The sequence below is a fragment of the Micromonospora sp. MP36 genome, assembly GCF_008119785.1.
Lineage (GTDB): Bacteria > Actinomycetota > Actinomycetes > Mycobacteriales > Micromonosporaceae > Micromonospora.
In genome coordinates this window covers 58,333-78,935 of sequence record NZ_VSFA01000028.1, presented here as the reverse complement: position 1 = coordinate 78,935, position 20,603 = coordinate 58,333, and the positions used below count along the sequence as shown (strand labels likewise).

Annotated in this window: 20 protein-coding genes and 1 tRNA gene; 15 read left to right on the top strand and 6 right to left on the bottom strand. The window is 72.4% G+C overall.

Annotation, left to right across the window (positions count from 1 at the left end):
• The 9 genes from FXF52_RS19970 to cysN all read left to right on the top strand — a co-directional run.
• Positions 1-885: helix-turn-helix domain-containing protein (locus FXF52_RS19970; RefSeq protein WP_255472136.1), on the top strand; the 885-nt coding region annotated here is incomplete at its 5' end.
• 8 nt (positions 886-893) lie between these two features.
• Positions 894-965 (top strand) — tRNA-Gln (locus FXF52_RS19965).
• A gap of 103 nt (positions 966-1,068) precedes the next feature.
• The gene (gene glmU, locus FXF52_RS19960; RefSeq protein ID WP_148798755.1) at positions 1,069-2,595 is read left to right on the top strand and encodes a bifunctional UDP-N-acetylglucosamine diphosphorylase/glucosamine-1-phosphate N-acetyltransferase GlmU; all 1,527 of its coding nucleotides are present in this window, start codon (positions 1,069-1,071) and stop codon (positions 2,593-2,595) included.
• Between the two features lie 53 nt (positions 2,596-2,648).
• Entirely contained in the window at positions 2,649-3,629 is a 981-nt protein-coding gene (locus tag FXF52_RS19955) for a ribose-phosphate diphosphokinase (RefSeq protein WP_148798753.1), read from the top strand.
• A 297-nt stretch (positions 3,630-3,926) separates the two neighbouring features.
• Entirely contained in the window at positions 3,927-4,616 is a 690-nt protein-coding gene (locus FXF52_RS19950) for a 50S ribosomal protein L25/general stress protein Ctc (RefSeq protein ID WP_148798751.1), read from the top strand.
• Between the two features lie 157 nt (positions 4,617-4,773).
• Positions 4,774-5,364: an aminoacyl-tRNA hydrolase gene (pth, locus tag FXF52_RS19945; RefSeq protein ID WP_148798749.1), complete on the top strand. Its 591-nt coding sequence runs from the start codon at positions 4,774-4,776 to the stop codon at positions 5,362-5,364.
• A 92-nt stretch (positions 5,365-5,456) separates the two neighbouring features.
• Positions 5,457-6,290, top strand: coding sequence for an inositol monophosphatase family protein (locus tag FXF52_RS19940; RefSeq protein WP_148798747.1), 834 nt, complete (start codon positions 5,457-5,459; stop codon positions 6,288-6,290).
• Positions 6,291-6,370: 80 nt separating this feature from the next.
• The gene (gene cysD / locus FXF52_RS19935; protein ID WP_148798745.1) at positions 6,371-7,282 is read left to right on the top strand and encodes a sulfate adenylyltransferase subunit CysD; all 912 of its coding nucleotides are present in this window, start codon (positions 6,371-6,373) and stop codon (positions 7,280-7,282) included.
• Positions 7,282-8,610: a sulfate adenylyltransferase subunit CysN gene (cysN, locus tag FXF52_RS19930; protein ID WP_148798743.1), complete on the top strand. Its 1,329-nt coding sequence runs from the start codon at positions 7,282-7,284 to the stop codon at positions 8,608-8,610. Before cysD ends, cysN begins: the two co-directional genes overlap by 1 nt.
• A 253-nt stretch (positions 8,611-8,863) precedes the next feature.
• On the opposite strand, the gene FXF52_RS19925 is transcribed toward cysN, so the two are convergent.
• The 3 genes from FXF52_RS19925 to galE all read right to left on the bottom strand — a co-directional run bounded on the left by FXF52_RS19925 (position 8,864) and on the right by galE (position 12,268).
• Positions 8,864-9,982, bottom strand: coding sequence for a lipopolysaccharide assembly protein LapB (locus tag FXF52_RS19925; RefSeq protein ID WP_148798741.1), 1,119 nt, complete (start codon positions 9,980-9,982; stop codon positions 8,864-8,866).
• Positions 9,983-10,160: 178 nt separating this feature from the next.
• The gene (galK, locus tag FXF52_RS19920) at positions 10,161-11,342 is read right to left on the bottom strand and encodes a galactokinase (RefSeq protein ID WP_148798739.1); all 1,182 of its coding nucleotides are present in this window, start codon (positions 11,340-11,342) and stop codon (positions 10,161-10,163) included.
• Entirely contained in the window at positions 11,339-12,268 is a 930-nt protein-coding gene (gene galE / locus FXF52_RS19915; RefSeq protein WP_255472140.1) for a UDP-glucose 4-epimerase GalE, read from the bottom strand. Before galE ends, galK begins: the two co-directional genes overlap by 4 nt.
• Positions 12,269-12,495: 227 nt before the next feature.
• Here galE and FXF52_RS19910 point away from each other — a divergent pair, with 227 nt between their 5' ends.
• The 6 genes from FXF52_RS19910 to FXF52_RS19885 all read left to right on the top strand — a co-directional run bounded on the left by FXF52_RS19910 (position 12,496) and on the right by FXF52_RS19885 (position 17,071).
• Positions 12,496-13,521, top strand: a complete 1,026-nt coding sequence (locus tag FXF52_RS19910; RefSeq protein WP_148798735.1) for a hemolysin family protein — start codon at positions 12,496-12,498, stop codon at positions 13,519-13,521.
• 33 nt (positions 13,522-13,554) lie between these two features.
• Positions 13,555-14,580: a tryptophan--tRNA ligase gene (gene trpS, locus FXF52_RS19905; RefSeq protein WP_148798733.1), complete on the top strand. Its 1,026-nt coding sequence runs from the start codon at positions 13,555-13,557 to the stop codon at positions 14,578-14,580.
• 62 nt (positions 14,581-14,642) lie between these two features.
• On the top strand, positions 14,643-15,188 hold the full coding sequence (locus FXF52_RS19900; RefSeq protein WP_187413599.1) for a 2'-5' RNA ligase family protein: 546 nt from the start codon (positions 14,643-14,645) through the stop codon (positions 15,186-15,188).
• A gap of 53 nt (positions 15,189-15,241) precedes the next feature.
• Entirely contained in the window at positions 15,242-16,177 is a 936-nt protein-coding gene (locus FXF52_RS19895; RefSeq protein WP_148798730.1) for a YhjD/YihY/BrkB family envelope integrity protein, read from the top strand.
• 1 nt (position 16,178) lies between these two features.
• Positions 16,179-16,553: a GntR family transcriptional regulator gene (locus tag FXF52_RS19890; protein ID WP_148798729.1), complete on the top strand. Its 375-nt coding sequence runs from the start codon at positions 16,179-16,181 to the stop codon at positions 16,551-16,553.
• A gap of 74 nt (positions 16,554-16,627) precedes the next feature.
• A complete protein-coding gene (locus FXF52_RS19885) occupies positions 16,628-17,071 on the top strand; it encodes a hypothetical protein (protein WP_148798727.1) in 444 nt (147 codons plus the stop codon).
• A gap of 4 nt (positions 17,072-17,075) precedes the next feature.
• On the opposite strand, the gene FXF52_RS19880 is transcribed toward FXF52_RS19885, so the two are convergent.
• The 3 genes from FXF52_RS19880 to FXF52_RS19870 all read right to left on the bottom strand — a co-directional run bounded on the left by FXF52_RS19880 (position 17,076) and on the right by FXF52_RS19870 (position 20,538).
• Positions 17,076-17,441, bottom strand: a complete 366-nt coding sequence (locus tag FXF52_RS19880) for a VOC family protein (protein ID WP_148798725.1) — start codon at positions 17,439-17,441, stop codon at positions 17,076-17,078.
• A gap of 163 nt (positions 17,442-17,604) precedes the next feature.
• Positions 17,605-19,236, bottom strand: coding sequence for a glycoside hydrolase family 13 protein (locus FXF52_RS19875; protein WP_148798723.1), 1,632 nt, complete (start codon positions 19,234-19,236; stop codon positions 17,605-17,607).
• A 216-nt stretch (positions 19,237-19,452) separates the two neighbouring features.
• Positions 19,453-20,538: a LacI family DNA-binding transcriptional regulator gene (locus tag FXF52_RS19870; protein WP_148798720.1), complete on the bottom strand. Its 1,086-nt coding sequence runs from the start codon at positions 20,536-20,538 to the stop codon at positions 19,453-19,455.
• Positions 20,539-20,603: the final 65 nt, after the last annotated feature.

The following is a 20,603-nucleotide window of genomic DNA, read 5'->3' as shown; positions in this document are numbered from 1 at the left end:
CTGCCGAATATGACCGACTCCCTGGCCGCAGAGGTCCGTCGTCTCCGCGCGGTGGAGCAACTGTCGGTCGGTCAGATCTGCTCACGTCTAGGCCTCGGTCGGGTCCGAGTGCAGGCGATGTTGCGGGACGTTCCGGCACCCGCATCCGTCCGACGTCGAAACGCCAAGGACGACCTGCATGCGAAGGCGCTGCAGCTGCGAGCCGACGGTCACACGGTCAACGAGATCGCCGAGCGGCTGACGGTCGCCAAGTCGACCGCCTACCAGTGGGTCAAGCATCTTCCGCTCGACTCATCGTCGAAGGTTGCCGATCAGCGGCAACGGGCCGCTGACGCGCGTCGAATGCTGAGCCGTGCGCGTCGGCGAGAACAGCGCGAGGACGCGGAACGCGAAGCGCGCAACCTGGCGGCCGAGTGGGCCGGCGCGCCGGACCTGCGGGAAACACTCCTGATCGGCGCGGTGCTCTACTGGTGTGAGGGCACCAAGAGCAAGCCGGACAATCCTCGTTATGACCTCACCTTTACGAACAGCGACCCTCGGCTGGTGGAACTGTTCATCAGGTTCGTCGAGGCCATGGGCAGGTCTCGGGAGGATCTCCGGTATCGCGTGAGCATTCATGAGAACGCGGACGCCGAGGCTGCTGGGCGGTGGTGGGCTGCAAAACTCGGGGTCGGACTGGACTGCTTCCAGCGTCCGACGCTGAAGCGACACAATCCGACAACGTCGCGGACCAACGTCGGTGAGAACTACCGCGGCTGCCTGGTGGTGCGGGTGCCGAGGTCTCGGGAGCTGTATCTCTGGATAGCAGGTGCGGTGGAGGGCCTCGCGGCAGGTCTGCGGCCCGGTGCGAGCAACCTCGGACTGGACGCCAGCGCTAAGCTGTGAACGACCCTTCGGCCGTGGTGTAATTGGCAACACCCGGGTCTTTGGTACCCGTGTTTCAGGTTCGAACCCTGGCGGCCGAGCAAGTTTGGTTGCCGATGCCCCTTGTCGGGGTATTCGGCGGCTTCCACCGCGATCTGGTTAGCATGGCCGCGAGACTGTCGCCGTCCCGACGGGAGCCACGTCGTGTCCCAGCCCCACCTCCGCACCGTTGTCGTGCTCGCCGCCGGTGAGGGCAAGCGGATGAAGTCGGCCCTGCCCAAGGTGCTGCACCCGCTGCTCGGCCGTACCCTCCTCGGTCACGTGCTGTCCGCGGCCGCGCCGCTGCGCGCTGACCGCACAGTGGTGGTGGTCGGGCACGGTGCCGACCAGGTGCGGGCGCACCTGGCCGAGTTCGCCCCGGAGGCCACCCCGGTGCTCCAGGAGCGGCAGCTCGGCACCGGGCACGCGGTACGCATCGCGCTGGACGCCGTGCCCGAGGTCACCGGCACGGTCGTGGTGATCAACGGCGACGTGCCGCTGCTGCGGCCGGAGACTGTGGCCGCCCTGGTCGAGGCGCACGAGAGCGCCGGCGCGGCGGCGACCGTGTTGGCCGCCGAGGTGCCCGACCCGACCGGCCTGGGCCGGATCGTGCGGGACGCCGAGGGCCGGCTGGAGCAGATTGTCGAGGAGCGTGACGCCACCCCGGAGCAGCGCGGGCTGCGGGAGATCAACGCCGGCATCTACGCGTTCGACGTGGCGCGGCTGCGGGAGGCGCTGGGCAAGCTCTCCACCGACAACGAGCAGGGCGAGGAGTACCTGACCGACGTCTTCGGGCTGCTGCGGGACGCGGGTGAGCCGGTGGCGGTGCACTGCGCCGCCGACCACGTGGAGACGTTGGGCTGCAACGACCGGGTCGAGTTGGCCGCGCTGCGCCAGCTGCTGCGGGACCGGGTGAACGAGGGCTGGATGCGCACCGGGGTGAGCATCCTCGACCCGCACACCACCTGGATCGACGTGACGGTGACCGTGGAGCGGGACGCGGTGATCGACCAGAACACCCAGCTCCAGGGTGCGACGGCGGTCGGGGCGGGCGCGCTGGTCGGCCCGGACACGACGCTGGTCGACACCACGGTCGGCGCGGGCGCCAGCGTGGTGCGCAGCCACGCGGTGGGCGCGGAGGTTGGTCCGCAGGCCAGCGTCGGGCCGTATGCGTACCTGCGGCCGGAGTCGCGGCTGGCCCGCAAGGCGAAGGTCGGCACGTTCGTGGAGACCAAGAAGGCGACGATCGGCGAGGGCTCGAAGGTGCCCCACCTGTCGTACGTGGGGGACGCGACGATCGGCGAGCACAGCAACATCGGTGCCGCGACGGTCTTCGTCAACTACGACGGGGTGCGCAAGCACCACACGACGATCGGCAACCACGCGCGGACCGGGGCGGACAACATGTTCGTGGCGCCGGTGCGGGTGGGCGACGGCGCGTACACGGCGGCCGGCTCGGTGGTCGTCTCGGACGTGCCGCCGGGCGCGATGGCGGTGGCCCGGGGTCAGCAGCGCAACGTGGAGGGCTGGGTGCTGCGCAAGCGCGCTGGTACGCCGGCCGCGGAGGCGGCGCAGCGGGCCCGCGAGGGTGCGTCGGACGAGGCCCCGGCCGCAAGGGAAGGTGAGCGAATCCACGAGCGGCCGGAGACCATGGGAGGACCGGTTAACGCGGGGGATACTGCAACCGAATAGTCCCCGGCTCCACCGCCGCCGGGAACCACCGACAAACGGGAGCAGACGGGCCCATGGGCAGCATCGTCGCCGAAAACCGCAAGAGCCTGATGCTCTTCTCCGGACGTGGCTTTCCGGAGTTGGCCAAGGAGATCGGTGAGGTGCTCGGCGTCGCGCCGACGCCCACCGACTCGTACGAGTTCGCCAACGGTGAGCTCTTCGTTCGCTACAAGGACTCGGTGCGCGGTTCGGACGCCTTCGTGGTGCAGTCCGTGACGCACGGGGTCAACACCTGGGTCATGGAGACCCTGATCATGGTGGACGCGCTGAAGCGCGGTTCGGCCAAGCGGATCACGGTGGTGCTGCCGTACTACCCGTATTCGCGGCAGGACAAGAAGCACCGGGGGCGGGAGCCGATCTCGGCGCGGCTGGTGGCCGACCTGCTGAAGACGGCGGGCGCGAACCGGATCCTGACGGTCGACCTGCACACCGCGCAGATCCAGGGCTTCTTCGACGGCCCGGTGGACCATCTGTTCGCGATGGACGTGCTGGCCGAGTACGTGGAGCACCGGTACGCGGGTCGCCCGATGACGGTGGTGGCGCCGGATTCGGGCCGGGTGCGGGTGGCCGAGCGGTGGACGGATCGGCTGGGTGGCTGTCCGCTGGCCTTCATCCACAAGACGCGGGATCCGCTGAAGCCGAACCAGGTGGTGGCGAACCGGGTGGTGGGTGAGGTCGAGGGCCGGGTCTGCCTGGTCGTCGACGACATGATCGACACGGGTGGCACGATCACCAAGGCCGCCGACATCCTGAAGGAGTCCGGCGCGGCGGAGATCGTGGTCGCCTCGACCCACGCGCTGCTGTCGGATCCGGCGACCGAGCGGCTGAAGAACAGCCCGATCACCGAGGTCGTGGTGACCAACACGCTGCCGCTGCCGCCGGAGAAGCAGCTCGACAAGATCACCGTACTGTCGATCGCGCCGCTGCTGGCCCGGGCGATCCGGGAGGTCTTCGACGACGGGTCGGTGACCACCCTCTTCGGTGGCCTGAGCTGACGTTTCGCCGCCGCCCGGCGGTCGTCGCGGACGGCCGTCGGCGGTGTGCCGGTTGTCCTGCGGGCCCGTCCCGGCGGTGATATGGGGACTGCCGGAAAGCTGGGAATCGGCTCGGGTAGACTGGTGCGGTTGCCACGGCGAGGGTGCCCGGCGGGCCGCTGAAAAGCACCGCACGGAGGCGCCGTCATCGACGCGGTGCTCCGGGCAGTCGTTCATGACGCATGAGCCCCAGCGAGCCCCTCGCCCCAGCACCGCCAGTCGACAAGCCGCCGCAGCGAAAGCATCAGGAGTTTCCCCGTGTCCGAGGTAAAGATCAGCGCCGAGCCCCGTACCGAGTTCGGCAAGGGTGGTGCCCGTCGTACCCGCCGGGCCGGCAAGGTGCCCGCCGTGCTGTACGGCCACGGCGAGAAGCCGAAGCACATCGCGCTTCCGGCGCGTGAGTTCGCCGCCGCGATCCGCAAGGGTGGTGCGAACCAGCTCTTCGCGATCGAGGTCAGCGATGGCACCCAGGTGCTGGCGCTGCCGAAGGCGATCCAGCGTGACCCGATCAAGGACACCTTCGAGCACGTCGACCTGCTGCTGGTCCGTCGCGGCGAGAAGGTCACCGTGGAGGTGCCGGTCGAGCTGACCGGTGAGGCCGCCGCGGAGACCCTGATCGTGCACGACCACGACACCCTGTCGGTGACCGCCGACGCCACCCGGGTGCCGGACCACCTGGAGGCCTCGATCGAGGGCGCCGTGCCGGGTGTCCAGGTCACCGCCGCCGACGTCAAGCTGCCGGCCGGTGTCGAGCTGGCCGCCGACCCGGAGCTGCCGGTCGCCACGGTGACCGCCGCCCCGACCGCCGAGCAGCTCGAGGCCACCCTGCCCGAGGTCGAGGAGGCCGAGGAGGAGGCGGAGGCCGAGGTCGGCGAGGAGACCGCCGAGGCTGCGGAGGGCGCTCCGGCCGAGGGCGAGCCGGCTGCCGAGGAGAAGACCGAGGCCTGATCGGTCCGCAGGCTGTGCGACAGGCGTCCCCGGTTTCCGGGGGCGCCTGTCGGCGTATCGGGGTGGCCGGCGGGTGGTGGCTGGCGCGCGACGGCTCCTGGTCGTGGCGGCCGACGCGCCGGGCTGGCGTTCGGTGGGAGAACGGAAGGGACGTGGCGTGACGGACGAGGCGGGGCCGTGGCTGGTTGTCGGCCTGGGCAACCCCGGTCGGGAGTACGCGGGCAACCGGCACAACGTCGGCTTCATGGTGGCGGAGCTGCTGGCCGGCCGGGTGGGCGCGAAGTTCGGCCGGCACAAGCGGGCGGTGGCGGAGGTCGCCGAGGGGCGGCTGGGGTTCGGCGGTCCGAAGCTGGTGCTACTGAAGCCGCTGACGTACATGAATCTCTCCGGTGGTCCGGTGGCCGCGCTGGCGCAGTTCCACAAGATCCCGCCTGGGCGGGTGATCGCGGTGCACGACGAGCTGGACATCCCGTACGGGCAGGTGCGGGTGAAGTGTGGCGGCGGCGAGGGCGGGCACAACGGCCTGCGGTCGATGTCGAAGTCGCTGGGCACGAAGGACTACGTCCGGGTGCGGTTCGGCATCGGCCGGCCGCCGGGGCGGCAGGATCCGGCCGACTTCGTGCTCGCGGACTTCTCCTCGGTCGAGCGCAAGGAGTTGGAGTTCCTGGTGGACCGGGCGGCGGACGTGGTGGAGTCGGTGGTGACCCGCGGGGTGGAGCCGACGCAGAACCTCTACCACGGCACCTGAGTGCCGGGCGGGGCGTGCCGGGTCCGGCTGACCGGGGCCGGTAGTCTGCGCCTTTCTGACGTGGCGGATGCCTGCGACGGGAGCGGGAGAAGATGACTAGTCCTCCGATGATCGATGGTGCCTTCGCGCGGTGGTTGGCGGCGCGTGCCGGGCAGGCGCTGATGAACCTGCGCGCGGAGATGGGCTTCGCCGATCCGGGGGCGTTGAAGTCGGCCGGGGACAAGGTTTCGCACGACCTGATCCGTACCGAGTTGGCGAAGTGGCGCGCGGGCGATGCGGTGCTGTCGGAGGAGGACGAGGGTTCGCGGCTGGCCTGGACGGCGGAGGTGAGTTCCGAGGCGGTGTCCCGGCTGAACGCGGACCGGGTGTGGATCATCGACCCGCTGGACGGCACCCGCGAGTTCTCCGAGGACGGCCGGTCGGACTGGGCGGTGCACGTGGCGCTCTGGGCGCGTAACGCGCCGGCGTCGCACGGTCTGGTGGCGGGCGCGGTGGGGTTGCCGGCGCAGCACCGGGTGCTGGCCACGGACTACCCGCCGGCGTACCCGCCGATGACCTTGGAGGCGGCGACGGCGGGTGGCGGACGGACCATCCGGTTGGCGGCGAGCCGTAGCCGTCCGCCGGTTTTTCTGACCGATCTGGCAGAGGACGTCGGCGCTCATCTCGTGCCGATGGGCTCCGCGGGGGCGAAGATCGCCGCTGTGGTCACCGGTGAGGTCGACGCGTACATCCATGCCGGCGGCCAGTACGAATGGGATTCGGCCGCTCCGGTCGCTGTGGCGACGGCCACCGGGCTGCACGCTTCCCGGATCGACGGTTCTGCGCTGAAATACAACGAGGCCGACCCGCGCTTGCCCGACCTGCTGGTCTGCCGCAAGGACCTCGCCAGCCGGTTGCTTGCAGCGCTGCAGAGGCATTCCGGGTAGCCTGAGCGTTCTTCTTCACGAGTCCGACCGGAAAGGTCTGGAATCCCGATGTGCGGATCCGAGCGAATCGAGTTCGTGTCATGACGGCCCCCGCCGCGTACCAGGTCTCCCACCTCGACGCGCTGGAAGCGGAGAGCATCTTCGTGATGCGCGAGGTCGTCGCCGAGATGGAGCGCCCGGTGCTCCTCTTCTCCGGCGGCAAGGATTCGATCGTGATGCTCCGGCTGGCCCAGAAGGCGTTCGCCCCGGCCAACATCCCGTTCCCTGTGATGCACGTGGACACCGGGCACAACTTCCCCGAGGTCCTGGAATACCGGGATCAGCGGGTCGCCGAGCTGGGTCTGCAGCTGATCGTGGCCAGCGTGCCCGAGGCTCTGGCCAAGGGCCTGGTCCGCGAGTCGGCGGACGGGATGCGCAACCGGATCCAGACGCCGGTGCTGCTCGACGCGGTGGAGAAGCACCGCTTCGACGCGCTCTTCGGCGGCGCCCGCCGGGACGAGGAGAAGGCCCGGGCGAAGGAGCGGGTGTTCAGCTTCCGCGACGAGTTCGGCCAGTGGGACCCGAAGAACCAGCGTCCGGAGCTGTGGGCGCTCTACAACGGCCGGCACCACCCGGGCGAGTCGATCCGGGTGTTCCCGCTGTCCAACTGGACCGAGCTGGACGTCTGGCACTACATCGCCCGGGAGCGGATCCCGCTGCCGTCGATCTACTACGCGCACGAGCGTGAGGTGATCGAGCGGGACGGCATGCTCTACGCGGTCAACGAGTTCTTCCGGGCGCGTGCCGGGGAGGTGTCGTTCAAGGCTCAGGTGCGCTACCGGACCGTGGGCGACGCCTCCTGCACCGCGGCGGTCCGCTCGGACGCGGACACGGTGGAGAAGGTGATCGAGGAGGTGGCCGCCACCCGGATCACCGAGCGCGGCGCGACCCGCGGCGACGACCGGGTCAGCGAGGCCGCCATGGAGGACCGCAAGCGGGAGGGCTACTTCTGATGAGCGCAGAGACGCTGGCACCAGACGCGACGGACGCCCAGGCTGCCGCCGGGGCCGGGCCGGAGGCCCGGCAGATGGACCTGCTGCGGTTCGCCACCGCGGGCAGTGTCGACGACGGCAAGTCGACCCTGATCGGCCGGCTGCTGTACGACACGAAGTCGCTCTTCACCGACCAGCTCGCCGCGGTCGAGGCGGTCAGCGCGGCCCGGGGCGACGAATACACCAACCTGGCGTTGCTCACCGACGGCCTGCGGGCCGAGCGGGAGCAGGGCATCACCATCGACGTGGCGTACCGCTACTTCGCCACGCCGCGGCGGAAGTTCATCATCGCCGACACCCCGGGGCACATCCAGTACACCCGGAACATGGTCACCGGCGCCTCCACGGCAGACCTGGCGCTGATCCTGGTGGACGCGCGCAAGGGCCTGGTGGAGCAGTCCCGCCGGCACGCTTTCCTCTGCTCGCTGCTGCGGGTGCCGCACCTGGTCCTCTGCGTCAACAAGATGGACCTGGTCGACTGGTCGCAGGAGGTGTTCGAGCGGATCGCCGACGAGTTCACCGCGTTCGCCGCGAAGCTCGACGTGCCGGACCTGACCGTGGTGCCGATCTCCGCGCTCAAGGGCGACAACATCGTCGCCCGCTCGGAGAACATGCCCTGGTACGAGGGCCCGTCGCTGCTGCACCACCTGGAGCGGGTGCACATCGCCTCCGACCGCAACCTGGTCGACGTGCGCTTCCCGGTGCAGTACGTGATCCGGCCGCAGTCCACCACCGTCACCGACTACCGCGGCTACGCCGGCCAGGTGGCCTCCGGCGTGCTGAAGGCCGGCGACGAGGTGATGGTGCTGCCGTCCGGCTTCACCAGCCGGATCGCGTCGGTGGAGACGTCCGACGGCCCGGTGGACGAGGCGTTCCCGCCGATGTCGGTGACGGTCCGGCTGACCGACGAGATCGACATCTCGCGCGGCGACATGATCTGCCGGCCGAACAACGCCCCCACCGTCGCGCAGGACATCGAGGCGATGGTCTGCTGGATGGACGAGACCCGCCCGCTCCAGGTCGGCGGCAAGTACGCCATCAAGCACACCACCCGCTCCGCGCGCGCGATCGTGCGCGGCCTGCACTACCGGCTGGACATCAACTCGCTGCACCGGGACGAGACGGCAGGCGAGCTGAAGCTCAACGAGATCGGCCGGGTGCGGCTGCGCACCACCATCCCGCTGCTCGCCGACGAGTACCGCCGCAACCGCACCACCGGCGGCTTCGTCATCATCGACGAGGCCACCAACCGCACCGTCGGCGCCGGCATGATCGTCGAGGCCGGCTGACTCTGCCCGCGCTCCGAGAAGGCCCGCGTCGCTGTCCGGCGCGGGCCTTCGCATCTGCCGGCAGCGAGGTCGCGCTCGAACAGGGAAGTAGTGGCCTCCCACGAATTTGGAGGCCACTACTGCCAGGATCGAGCACGATCTTGGCGCGGGGCGCGGGGCGCGGGGCGCGGGGCGCGGGGCGCGGGGCGCGGGGCGCGGGGCGCGGGGCGCGGGGCGCGGGGCGCGGGGCGCGGGGCGCGGGGCGCGGGGCGCGTTAGGAGCCGGCCGCTGTGCGGCGGGCGGTGAGGCGGGCCCAGGCGGCGTAGCCGAGGCGGCGGATCGCCACGCTGCTCCGGCGGCGCAGCTGCCGCCAGAGTCGGAACGCCAGCACCGCGGCCACCGGAAGCAGCAGCAGCGCCGCCACCCCGGCCGCCGGGCTGTCCGCCGCCGGGGCCAGGCCGCCGAGCACCAGGGAAGCGAGCGCCGCCAGGACGAGCAGCAGGCCGGGCACGGCCGCTGCGGCGCGCGCCCACCGCCGCAGCTGCTGGCGTACCGGGTCTGGCTGCCGCCGCCAGACGTACCCGGTGGCGCCGGCGAGGCCCATCAGGACCATTCCGGCCGCCACCGGTCGTACGCCGCCGGGCGCGGGGTCGACGAGCGCGAACACCGACCAGTACGCGAGGGCGGCGAGCGCCGTGACGTCGAACAGCCGCCAGCCCAGCGCGAGGGAGACCACCTCGTGGGCGGTCACGTTCCACGCGGCGCGCGGGTTCGCGGCGAGGGCGTCGCCGAAGCCGCGGGCGGCGGCGCTGGTCCGGTCCTGCCCGGCGTCGAACCTCGCCAGCTCCCGCAGCGCCGGCTCGTACGCCGGGTCGACGGCGAGGGCCCGGCCGCACGCCTCCCGCGCCGCGCGGAGCCGGCCCATCCGGGCGTGCAGGCGGGCGTCGAGCACGTGCAGTTGGGGGTTGTCGGGGGCGAGTTCCAGGGCGGTGTCGGCGTGCCGCCGGGCGGCCAGCACCCGGTTGGGGTTGCCCATCCGGAGCAGGGACTCCGCCAGGAGGCCGTGGTGTTCCCAGGAGCGGGGCGCCAACTCCAGGGCGTGCTGGGCGGCGGCTGCGGCGAACCCGGGTTCGTCGGCGGCGAGGAAGATGCGGGCCTTCTCCGCGTACAGGTGCTGTGGCGCCTTGCTCAGCCCGAGCGCCCGGTCCACCAGCCGGTTCGCCTCGGCGAGCTGGCCCAGCTCGCGGTGGCAGCGGGCCAGTTGCAGCAGCAGCCCGACGTGTTCCGGTTGCCCGGCCAGCGCCTCGCGCAGCAGCTGCGCCGCCTCGGCGTGCCGGCCGATCTGGCTCAGTGCCTGGGCCCGCTCCTGGACGGCGAGTCCCGTGTCGGTCACGGGTTCGCCTCGGTTCGCGACTGGGGGGCTCGCAGGACCGGCTCACTCCTCGCACTCACAGGTCCACCTCGGTTCGCGACTGCGGGGCTCGCGAACTCCTCGCGCTCACGCTGCCTCCGGTTCTCCGCGCGGCCACCCACCCCATCGATCGTCCCGAGAGGACGGCCGGCCGGCGGGGTCAGTCGAGGCGGGCCGCGCCGCCGGCCGGGAGGACGGTCCGGGTGCCGGGGGCGGCGAAGCCGCGTTCGGCGTACGCGGCGGTGACGGCGTCGGCGACCGCCTGGGCGCGGTCGGCGTCGACCAGGGCGAGCACGCAGCCGCCGAAGCCGCCGCCGGTCATCCGGGCGCCGTACGCCCCGGCCGCCAGGGCGGCGTCGACCGCGGTGTCGACCTCCGGCACGGTGATCTCGAAGTCGTCCCGCATCGAGGCGTGCGAGGCGGTCAGCAGGGGGCCGATGTCGCCCACCCGGCCGGCGCGCAGCAGCGCGACGGTGTCGAGCACCCGCCGGTCCTCGGTGACCACGTGCCGGACCCGGCGCCGGGTCTCGTCGTCGGGCAGCTTCGCCAGCGCCGCGTCGAGGTCGGCGACGTCCACGTCCCGCAGCGCCGGCACGCCGAGCGCCTCTGCGGCCTGCTCGCACGACTTCCGCCGGGCCGCGTACTCCCCGTCGGCGTGCCGGTGCGGGGCGCGGCTGTCCACCACCAGCATGGCCAGCCCGGCCGCCTGCAGGTCGAACGGGATCTGCTGGACGTCCTCGGTGCGGCAGTCCAGGAACAGGGCGTGCCCGGCCCGGCCGCGGATCACGGCGGACTGGTCCATGATCCCGGTGGGCGCCCCGACGTAGTCGTTCTCGGCCCGCTGGGCGAGCCGCGGCCACCGGTCGGTGGGCAGGTCCAGCCGGCCCAGCTCGACCAGAGCGGCCAGCACCGCCGCCTCGACGGCCGCCGACGAGGAGAGCCCGGAGCCGACCGGCACGTCGGAGGCGACGGCGAGGCGGGCCCCCGGCACCCGGTGGCCGGCGGCCCGCAGGGCCCAGACCACCCCGGCCACGTAGGCCGCCCAGCCGGTGACCCGGCCGGGCCGGTCGGCCTCGGCCGGGCCGAACTCGACCGGGTCGGCGTCCAGCTCCGACCAGACCGTCCAGCGTTCGTCGTCCCGCGGCGCCGCGGCGACCACGGTACGCAGCGGCAGCGCGAACGGGAGCACGAAGCCCTCGTTGTAGTCGGTGTGCTCGCCGATTAGGTTGACCCGACCGGGTGCCGCCCACCGGCCGGCCGGCTCCCCGCCGTACCGGTGGCGGAAGCCGGCGGTGGCGCGGTCGGCGACGTCGGTCGGCGGCGCGGTGGGGGTGGTGGTCACCGCTGCCCCAGGACGTGCGCCCGGTAGAAGGCCCAGGCGTCGCCGACCATGTCGTGCAGGGTGGGCTTCTGCGGCACCCAGCCCAGCTCCTCGCAGGCCAGTGCGGAGGAGGCGACCAGTTCGGCCGGGTCGCCCTCGCGGCGGGGCGCCACCTCGACCGGTACGGGGTGGCCGGTGACCTCGCGGACCACCTCGATCACCTGGCGGTTGGTGAAGCCGTTGCCGTTGCCGAGGTTGTAGATCAGGTGCTGGCCGGGAACGGCGGCGGTCAGGGCCAGCAGGTGCGCCCGGGCCAGGTCCTCGACGTGGATGTAGTCGCGGATGCAGGTGCCGTCGACGGTGGGGTAGTCGTCGCCGAAGAGTTGGAGCTTCTCGCGCCGGCCGGCCGCCACGTCGAGGGCGAGCGGGATGAGGTGGGTCTCCGGGTCGTGCCGTTCGCCGATGGCCTGCCCGTCGTGCAGGTACGCCCCGGCGACGTTGAAGTAGCGCAGCGAGACCGCGGCCAGGTTGTGCGCGATCGCCTCGGAGGTGAGCGCCATGTCGACGGCCAGCTTGGTCGCCCCGTACGTGTTGGTGGGCGCCTTGACGGCGGTCTCCGGGATGGGCACCTCGGTCGGGTTGCCGTAGACCGCGGCGGTGGAGGAGAAGACCAGCCGGGGCACCCGGGCGGCGCGTGCCGCGTCGAGCAGGGCGAACGAGCCGACGGTGTTGTTCTGCCAGTAGAGCTCCGGCTTGACCATCGACTCGCCGGCGGCGATGAGCGCGGCGAAATGCAGCACGCCGTCGAAGCCGGCGTCGGGGGTGAGCACCCGGGCGGCCTCGTGGACCGGCAGGTCGACGTGGGTCGCCTCGGGGGCGAGGGCGGCCCGGTGGCCGGTGCGCAGGTCGTCCAGGACGGTGACCTCGTGGCCGTGGTCGAGCAGCATCCGGGTCACCACGCTGCCGATGTAGCCGGCGCCGCCGGTGACGAGCAGTTTCACGTCGGGTCCTCCTGCCTGGCCACGTCCCGCCGCGGCCGTCCGTGATCACCCTAAGGCCGCCGGCTGTGCCGCGGCTGCGCATGACCACCCGCCATTCCATCACTATCCGCCATGATTGAACAGATCCGAACATCGCCCGGAGGGTCCGGCGTGCGCTGTCTACCATCCATCTCATGCGGGAGGCAGGCGGCCGCGGGCTCCGGCGACGACCTCCGGGGCGACCGCGACCAGAGCCCGGCCCCCTCGCGCGGACCGTGGCCCGGCTCGTGGTCCGCGCCGCCGACGGCGCCACCCGCCTGGTCACCGACCTGCTGGGGGCCAGCCCGACGGCCGGCCGCGAGCGGATCAGCGAGGCCGAACTGCGCGACCTGGTCGCCGCCAACACGGTGCTCGACCCGGACGAGCGGCGGATCATCGACGAGGTGCTGGTGGCCGGCGCGCGCCTGGTCCGCGAGGTGATGGTGCCCCGCACCGAGGTGGTGTTCCTGTCCGCCGGGCTCACCGTCGCCGAGGCGGAGCGGCTGGTCCGGGTCGAGACGCACACCCGCTACCCGGTGGTCGACGGCACGCACGACGACGTGGTCGGCTTCGTGCACCTGCGGGACGTGCTGCTCCGCCCCGAGCGCGAGCGCTGCGGCACGGTGGGGGAGCTGACCCGCGAGGTGAAGCGGCTGCCGGGCAGCAAGCGGGTGCTGGCCGCGCTCACCGAGATGCGCCGCGAGGGGCACCACCTGGCCGTGGTGGTCGACGAGTACGGCGGCACCGCCGGCATCGTCACCTGCGAGGACCTGGTCGAGGAACTGGTCGGGGAGATCCACGACGAGTACGACGGCCCGCCCGACCCGGCCCACGCCGGTCTGCCCGCAGTGGTCGACGGGCGGCTCAACCTGGCCGACTTCGCCGAACGCACCGGGGTGCCGCTGCCCGCCGGACCGTACGAGACGGTCGGCGGGTTCGTGATGGCCGCCCTGGGCCGGCTCCCGGTGGCCGGGGACGAGGTGCCGGTGGCCCCGGCCGTGGACGACCCGGGCGGGCCCGACCCGGACGACCCGCCGGGCGGCTGGCTGCTGCGGGTGCTCGCCCTGGACGGGCGGCGGGTGTCCCGGCTCGCGGTCTCCGCCGCGCGGCTGCCCGAGCAACGGCGCGAGGTCACGGCCCCGGTCACGGCCCTCGAACACCGACCCGCCGGCCCGTCATGACGTACCCCCGGCCTTGCTGACAGAATTGCCGGCATGTCCGACGTACCCGCCCGCCCCCGCGTCTTCTCCGGCATCCAGCCGACGGCCGACTCGTTCCACCTCGGCAACTATCTGGGCGCGGTACGCCACTGGGTCGCCCTGCAGGACAGCCACGACGCCTTCTACTGCGTGGTCGACCTGCACGCGATCACCGCCGGGCACGACCCGAAGGTGCTCAAGCAGCGCTCCCGGATCGCCGCCGCGCAGCTCCTCGCCGTCGGCATCGACCCGGAGCGCAGCACCCTGTTCGTCCAGTCGCAGGTGCCCGAGCACGCCCAGCTGGCCTGGGTGCTCGGCTGCATCACCGGCTTCGGCGAGGCCAGCCGGATGACCCAGTTCAAGGACAAGGCGCAGAAGCAGGGCAGTGAGCGGGCCAGCGTCGGCCTCTTCACGTACCCGATCCTGATGGCCGCCGACATCCTGCTCTACCAGGCGCACGCGGTGCCGGTCGGCGAGGACCAGCGGCAGCACCTGGAGCTCTCCCGCGACCTGGCCCAGCGGTTCAACACCCTGTTCGGGCCGACCTTCATGGTGCCCGCGCCGCACATCGTCAAGGACACCGCGAAGATCACCGACCTGCAGGACCCGACGGCCAAGATGTCGAAGTCGTCCTCGTCGCCGGCCGGCATCATCGACCTGCTGGAGGACCCGGCCCGGTCGGCCAAGAAGATCCGCTCCGCGGTCACCGACACCGGCCGCGAGATCGTCTTCGACGCCGAGGGCAAGCCGGGCATCGCCAACCTGCTGAGCATCTACTCGGCGCTGTCCGGCCGGAGCATCGACGACCTGGTCGCCGCGTACGACGGCAAGGGCTACGGCGACCTGAAGAAGGACCTCGCCGAGGTGGTCCGGGAATTCCTCACCCCGATCCAGGAGCGCACCCGCACCTACCTGGACGACCCCACCCAGCTCGACAAGCTGCTCGCGCAGGGTGCCGAGAAGGCCCGGGTGGTCGCCGAGGCGACGGTGCGGACGGTGTACGACCGGATCGGCTTCTTCCCGCCGGTCCGGTCCGCATAGCCGCGACCGGGCGCGACGGGAACGGGTGGACGCAGTCGGTGGCCGGAGGGGTGGCGCGGAGCGTGGATCGCAGGGACGGGGCGCCGGACGCCGACGATTCCATCCAGATCGGGATCGCGGTGGACATCCCCGAGCCGTGGGGCGGGATGCTCACCCGCCGCCGGGCCGAGGCCGGTGATCCCCAGGTCGTCCCGGCGCACGTCACCCTGCTCGGGCCGACCGAGATCCCGGTACGCGCGCTGCCCGCCGTCGAGGCGCACCTGGCCCGGGTGGCCGCCACCCATCTGCCGTTCACCCTGCACCTGCGTGGCACCGGCACCTTCCGCCCGGTCACCCAGGTGGTCTTCGTGGCGGTGGCGGCCGGGATCAGCGAGTGCGAGCTGCTCGCCGCCGCCATCAACGCGGCCCCCGAGCTGCACCGGGAGGCCCGCTTCCCCTACCACCCGCACGTGACGGTGGCCCAGGACGTGCCGCCCGAGGTGCTCGACAAGGTGTACGAGGACCTGGCCGACTTCTCGGCGTTGTTCGAGGTCGAGGCGTTCACCCTGTTCTCGCACAGCGGGGCGACCCGGTGGCAGCCCCGCCGCGACTTCCGGTTGGGCGGTTGAGCTGAGCGGGCGGCCGGCTCGCCGCCAGGCGGGGGATCGGTGAGGATGACGTGGTGAACGTGCTCGGCCCGATCGAGGCCGCGGTCGGCCGTCGGATCGACGCGGCCCGGCACCGGTCGCCGGCGTTCGACCACCTGTGGCGGGCCGGCGCGCTCTACGCCGGGGTGCTCGGCGGCCGGCTCGCGGCCGCGATCGCCTACTACGGCTTCTTCGCGGTCTTCGCGCTGGCCCTGGTCGGCTACTGGGTCTTCGGCGCGATCATCGAGGACAACGACGAGGTCAGCCGGGCGGCGGCAAGGTTCCTCCGGGAGAACCTGCCGTTCCTCAAGCCGGACCAGATCGCGCAGAGCAGCAACACGGTCGGGGTGGTGGGCCTGGTCATCCTGGTCATCACCGGGATCGGCTGGGTGGAGGCGATCCGCTCCTCGCAGCGCCTGCTGTACGGCCTCAACCAGCAGCCCGGCAACCTGGTGGTCCGCCGCCTGGTCGACCTGGGCGTGCTGGTGGTGGTCTTCGTGATGCTCGGGGTCTCGGTGGCCGCCGTCGACGCGCTGGAGTCGCTGCTGCGCTTCCTGCTGAGCAGCACCGGGTCGGTCGGGCTGACCACGATCAGCGCGGTGCTCAGCGTGGTGGTCAACGCGGTGCTCGCCGTGGCGCTACTGGTGGCGGTGCCCCGGCTGCGGATGAGCCGTCGCCGGCTGCGGCCGGTGGTGCTGGTGGTGGCCGTCGGCATCACCCTGCTGAACACGGTCGGCCGCTACTACGTCATGCGCACCGAGCGGAACCCGGCGTACACGGTGGTGGCCACGGCGGTGGGGCTGCTGCTCTACCTCTACCTGCTCAACCAGTTGGTGCTCTTCGGCGCGGCGCTGGCCGCCACCAGCCGGTACGGCCGGGTGGTGGACCTGGCCGAGGGCGGCGCGGCGCGGGAGGTGGACGTGGAGGTCGACGAGGTGCCCGAGCCGGGTACGCCGGGAGGGGCGGGCTGAGATGGAGATCCGGATCGACCCAGCCGCGGCGGCGCCCCCGTACGAGCAGGTGCGCGGGCAGCTCGCCCGGATGATCGGCGACGGCCGGTTGCCGGTCGGCACCCGGCTGCCCGCGGTCCGGCAGCTCGCCGGTGACCTCGGCCTAGCGGTGAACACCGTGGCCCGGGCGTACCGGGAGCTGGAGGGGGCCGGGCTGGTGGAGACCCGGGGGCGGCACGGGACCGTGGTGGCACCGGGGCGCGACGACGCCCTCGACCGCCTGCACCGCGCCGCCACGGAGTACGCCGCCGAGGCGGTCCGCCTGGGCGTCCCACCGGAGCGCGCGCTCGCCCTGGTCCGCGCCGCCCTCGACACCACCCGAGGTGGGGTGTCGTGAGGGTGACATTGGGGGAAGGGGCAGTTAGGGCGAATGCCGCGCACGTTCCGGGCGGGAGCGACCATGATGGGCCGGTGGGCGCACTCGTGACACTCGACCTGCCGGACGACTCGCCGATGCTCGGCCTGCCGTGGATCATCACCTTCGGCCCGCTCGGGGACGCCGACGAGTGGGAGCCGGTGGTCTGCGGCCCGTACGAGCGGCCGCACGCGCTCGCCCTGGCCGAGGCGGTGGTGGCCGAGGAGCAGTTGATGGCGGTGGTCGAGCCGTTGCTGCCGGCGCTGACCGCCGACGAGATCCGCGGCGAGATCGCGGCGTCCCAGCTCGCCGCCGAGGACGAGGCGGCCCGCGTCGACCAGGCCGACCTCTACGGCGACTTCGAGGACACCATCGACGAGGAGTTGGAGCTCGCCGCCGAGCAGGAGCCGGTGCCCGAGCCGGTGACCCCACCCACCCGGGACGAGGTGCGGGCCGGCTTCGCCCGGATCGCCAAGCTGCTCACCAGCAAGGAGGGCTGAGCGCTCACCGGCGCGGTGGGTGGTCGAGTACGCAGAACTCGTTGCCCTCCGGGTCGGCGAGGACGACGAAGCCCTCCTCGCCCGACTGGCCGACGTCGACCGGGCGGGCGCCGAGCGCGAGCAGCCGGCGTACCTCATCCCGCGGATCCCCGTCGGACACCAGGTCGAGGTGCAGCCGGTTCTTCCCGCGCTTGGGCGTACCGCTGCCCTGCAACCAGACCGTCGGGCCGGGCCGGTCCGGCGGCGGCCACAGCTTCGCGCTGCCGTCGCCGCCCTGCCGGATCTCGTAGCCGAGGGCGCGGGACCAGAAGGAGGCCATCAGTTCGAGGTCGGTGACATCGAGGGTGTACTGCGTCACGTGTGCGGTCATCACCTCGTGATACCCACCGGTCCCAGGTGGACACCGACGCCTCGGGGAGCGGACTCCCCGAGGCGCCGGCGCCACCTCACCCCCCACCACAAGGGGTCGGTTGCCCAGCCGCCCGTCGGCGCGGAGCACAACGGACGACCAGGTCAATGGCGGGTTACCCGGCTCAGCGCCGTTCGAACCACGCAGCCGCGTCCACCGGCAGGACGTGCCCGTCGCCCTGCTCGGTGAGGTCGGCGCTGGCGACGATCGGCCGGCCGTAGCCGGCGACCGTGACCTCGGCGCCGCTGAGGTTGACCACACAGGTGAACTCGACGTCCCCGGCCGTCCGGCGGAACGCCAGCACCCCGGGCTCGGTCTCCAGCCAGGTGATGCCGTCGGTGCCGGCCAGCGCCGGGTGCCCGTGCCGGATCCGCAGGGCGGTCCGGTAGAGCTCCAGCGTCGAGCCGGGCACGCCGGCCTGGGCGGCCACCGAGAGGGCCCGCCAGGTCGTCGGCGCCGGCAGCCAGCTCAGCTCGCTGCCCGCCGGCCCGAAACCGTACGGGGCCAGCTCGCCGCTCCACGGGATCGGCACCCGGCAGCCGTCCCGGCTCTCGCCGGTACGCAGGAACGCCGGGTCCTGGCGCAGCTCGTCGGGGAGGTCCAGCACCTCGGGCAGGCCCAGCTCCTCGCCCTGGTAGACGTACGCGCAGCCGGGCAGGGAGAGCATCAGCAGAGCGGCGGCCCGGGCACGGCGCAGGCCCACCTCGCCGTCGCCGTACCGGGTGACGTGCCGCTGCCGGTCGTGGTTGGAGAGCACCCAGGTGGTCGGTGCCCCGACGATGGTCGACTCGGCGAGCGCGGTGTCGATCACCTTGCGGAACGAGTCGGCCGACCAGGTGGCGTCGAGGAAGTCGAAGCTGAACGCCTGGTGGAGTTCGTCCGGGCCGATATAGCGGGCGAGCCGCTGCGGGGTCTCCGCCCACGCCTCGGCCACCGCCATCCGGCCGCCCGGGTAGCTGTCGAGGATCGGCCGCCAGGCACGGTAGATGTCGTGCACCTCGTCCTGGTCGAAGTACGGCAGCCGGCCCTTGCCCAGCAGCTCGGACTGGCGCTGGCCGGTGGTCATCGAGTTGAAGCCGACGTCGGGCAGCCCCTCGGCCTTGATCATCCCGTGCGCCACGTCGATTCGGAAGCCGTCCACGCCCCGGTCGAGCCAGAACCGCAGGACGTCCTCGAACTCCGCGCGTACCTCGGGGTGGCGCCAGTTCAGGTCGGGCTGGGCCGGGTCGAACAGGTGCAGGTACCACTGGCCGTCGGCGACCCGGGTCCAGGCGGGTCCGCCGAAGATGCTCTCCCAGTCGTTCGGCGGCAGCTCGCCCTGCTCGCCCTTGCCGTCGGCGAACAGGTAGCGCTCGCGCTCCACCGAGCCCGGACCGGCCGTGAGCGCCGCCTGGAACCACGGGTGCGCGCTGGACGTGTGGTTCGGCACCAGGTCCACGATGATGCGCAGGCCCAGCGCGTGCGCGTCGGTGATCATCGCGTCGAAGTCGGTGAGGGTGCCGAAGAGCGGGTCCACGTCCCGGTAGTCGGCCACGTCGTAGCCGGCGTCGACCTGGGGCGAGGTGTAGAACGGCGTCAGCCAGAGCGCGTCGACGCCGAGGTCGCGCAGGTACGGCAGTCGCTCCCGGATGCCCGGGAGGTCGCCCACGCCGTCGCCGTTGGCGTCGGCGAAGCTGCGGACGTAGACCTGGTAGACGACCGCGGATCGCCACCAGTCGTCGTCAGAGGTCAGCGGCGTGGGGTGGGTGGCGGTCATCGGTGACGATCCCCGTTCTCTGGCGCGGGAGGGTGACACCCGCGCGGGCGTGGGTGACTGCGCGAGTGTCTGAGCAGGATGCCGCCCGAGCGCTGCAAGAGTCAAGCATTCCTTGCGCAAGAAATGACAGCATTCGGCCCGGTCGAGGTGCTGCCCTGCCCACGCCTGTCCCACCTTTCAGGATGCGGCGCCTGGGCCGGGCGGCGCCGGCGCGGGTCAGGCCGGGACGGCGAGGGAGGAGGTCGGCGGACGCTGGTGCCCCGGGCCGCTGGCCGGGGCGGCGCCGGCCGGGCGGACCACGGCGGTGGAGCCGCGTACCACCAGTTCGGGGCGGAACAGGTATTCGGAGTGCGGGGCGGGGTGCCCGTTGATCTCGTCGACCAGGGCCCGGACCGCGGCCACCGCCATGGCGGCGACCGGCTGGCGCATTGTGGTCAGCGGCGGGTCGGTGAAGGCCATCAGCGGAGAGTCGTCGTAGCCGACCACGGAGACGTCGGCGGGGACGGCGAGCCCGCGCTGGCGGGCGGCCCGGATCGCGCCGAGCGCCATCAGGTCGGAGCCGCACACGATGCCGGTCACCCCCCGCTCGATCAGCCGGCCGGCGGCGGCCTCGCCGCCCTCCACCCCGAAGAGCGAGAGCTCGGCCAGCTCGCCGACCTCCGCCTCGGTCGCGCCGGCCAGCCGGGTCATGGCGGTCCGGAAGCGGGCCACCCGGCGCTGCACCGGCACGAAGCGGTCCGGGCCGGTGATCAGGCCGATCCGCCGGTGGCCGAGCGCGACCAGATGGGCGATGGCCAGCTCGGTGGCCTCGCCGTCGTCGCAGGAGACGAAGGGTGCGGCGATGCCGGGTGCGTATCCGTTGATCATGACGATCGGCAGCGGCCTAGCGATCAGCGCGCGGTACCGGTCGTGGTTGGCGGCGGTGTCGGCGTGCAGCCCGGAGACGAAGACGATCCCGGACACCTGCCGGTCCAGCAGCATCTCGACGTACTCGTCCTCGGTGACGCCGCCGGGGGTCTGGGTGCAGAGCACCGGGGTGAAGCCGCTCTGCGCCAGAGTGGACTCGATGATCTGGGCGAAGGCCGGGAAGATCGGGTTGTCCAGCTCCGGCACGACCAGGCCGACGAGGCCGGCACTGCGCTTGCGCAGCCGGGCGGGGCGCTCGTACCCGAGCACGTCGAGGGCGGTCAGCACGGCCTGCCGGGTCTCCGGGGCCACTCCGGGGCGGTCGTTGAGCACCCGCGACACCGTGGCCTCGCTGACTTCGGCCTGTTGGGCGATGTCGGACAGTCGAGCGCGCATGGCGGCACTTTAGCTCACTGGAAAGTTCTTGCGTACACTCCTGCAATCCCTTCCATTCTCTGCAA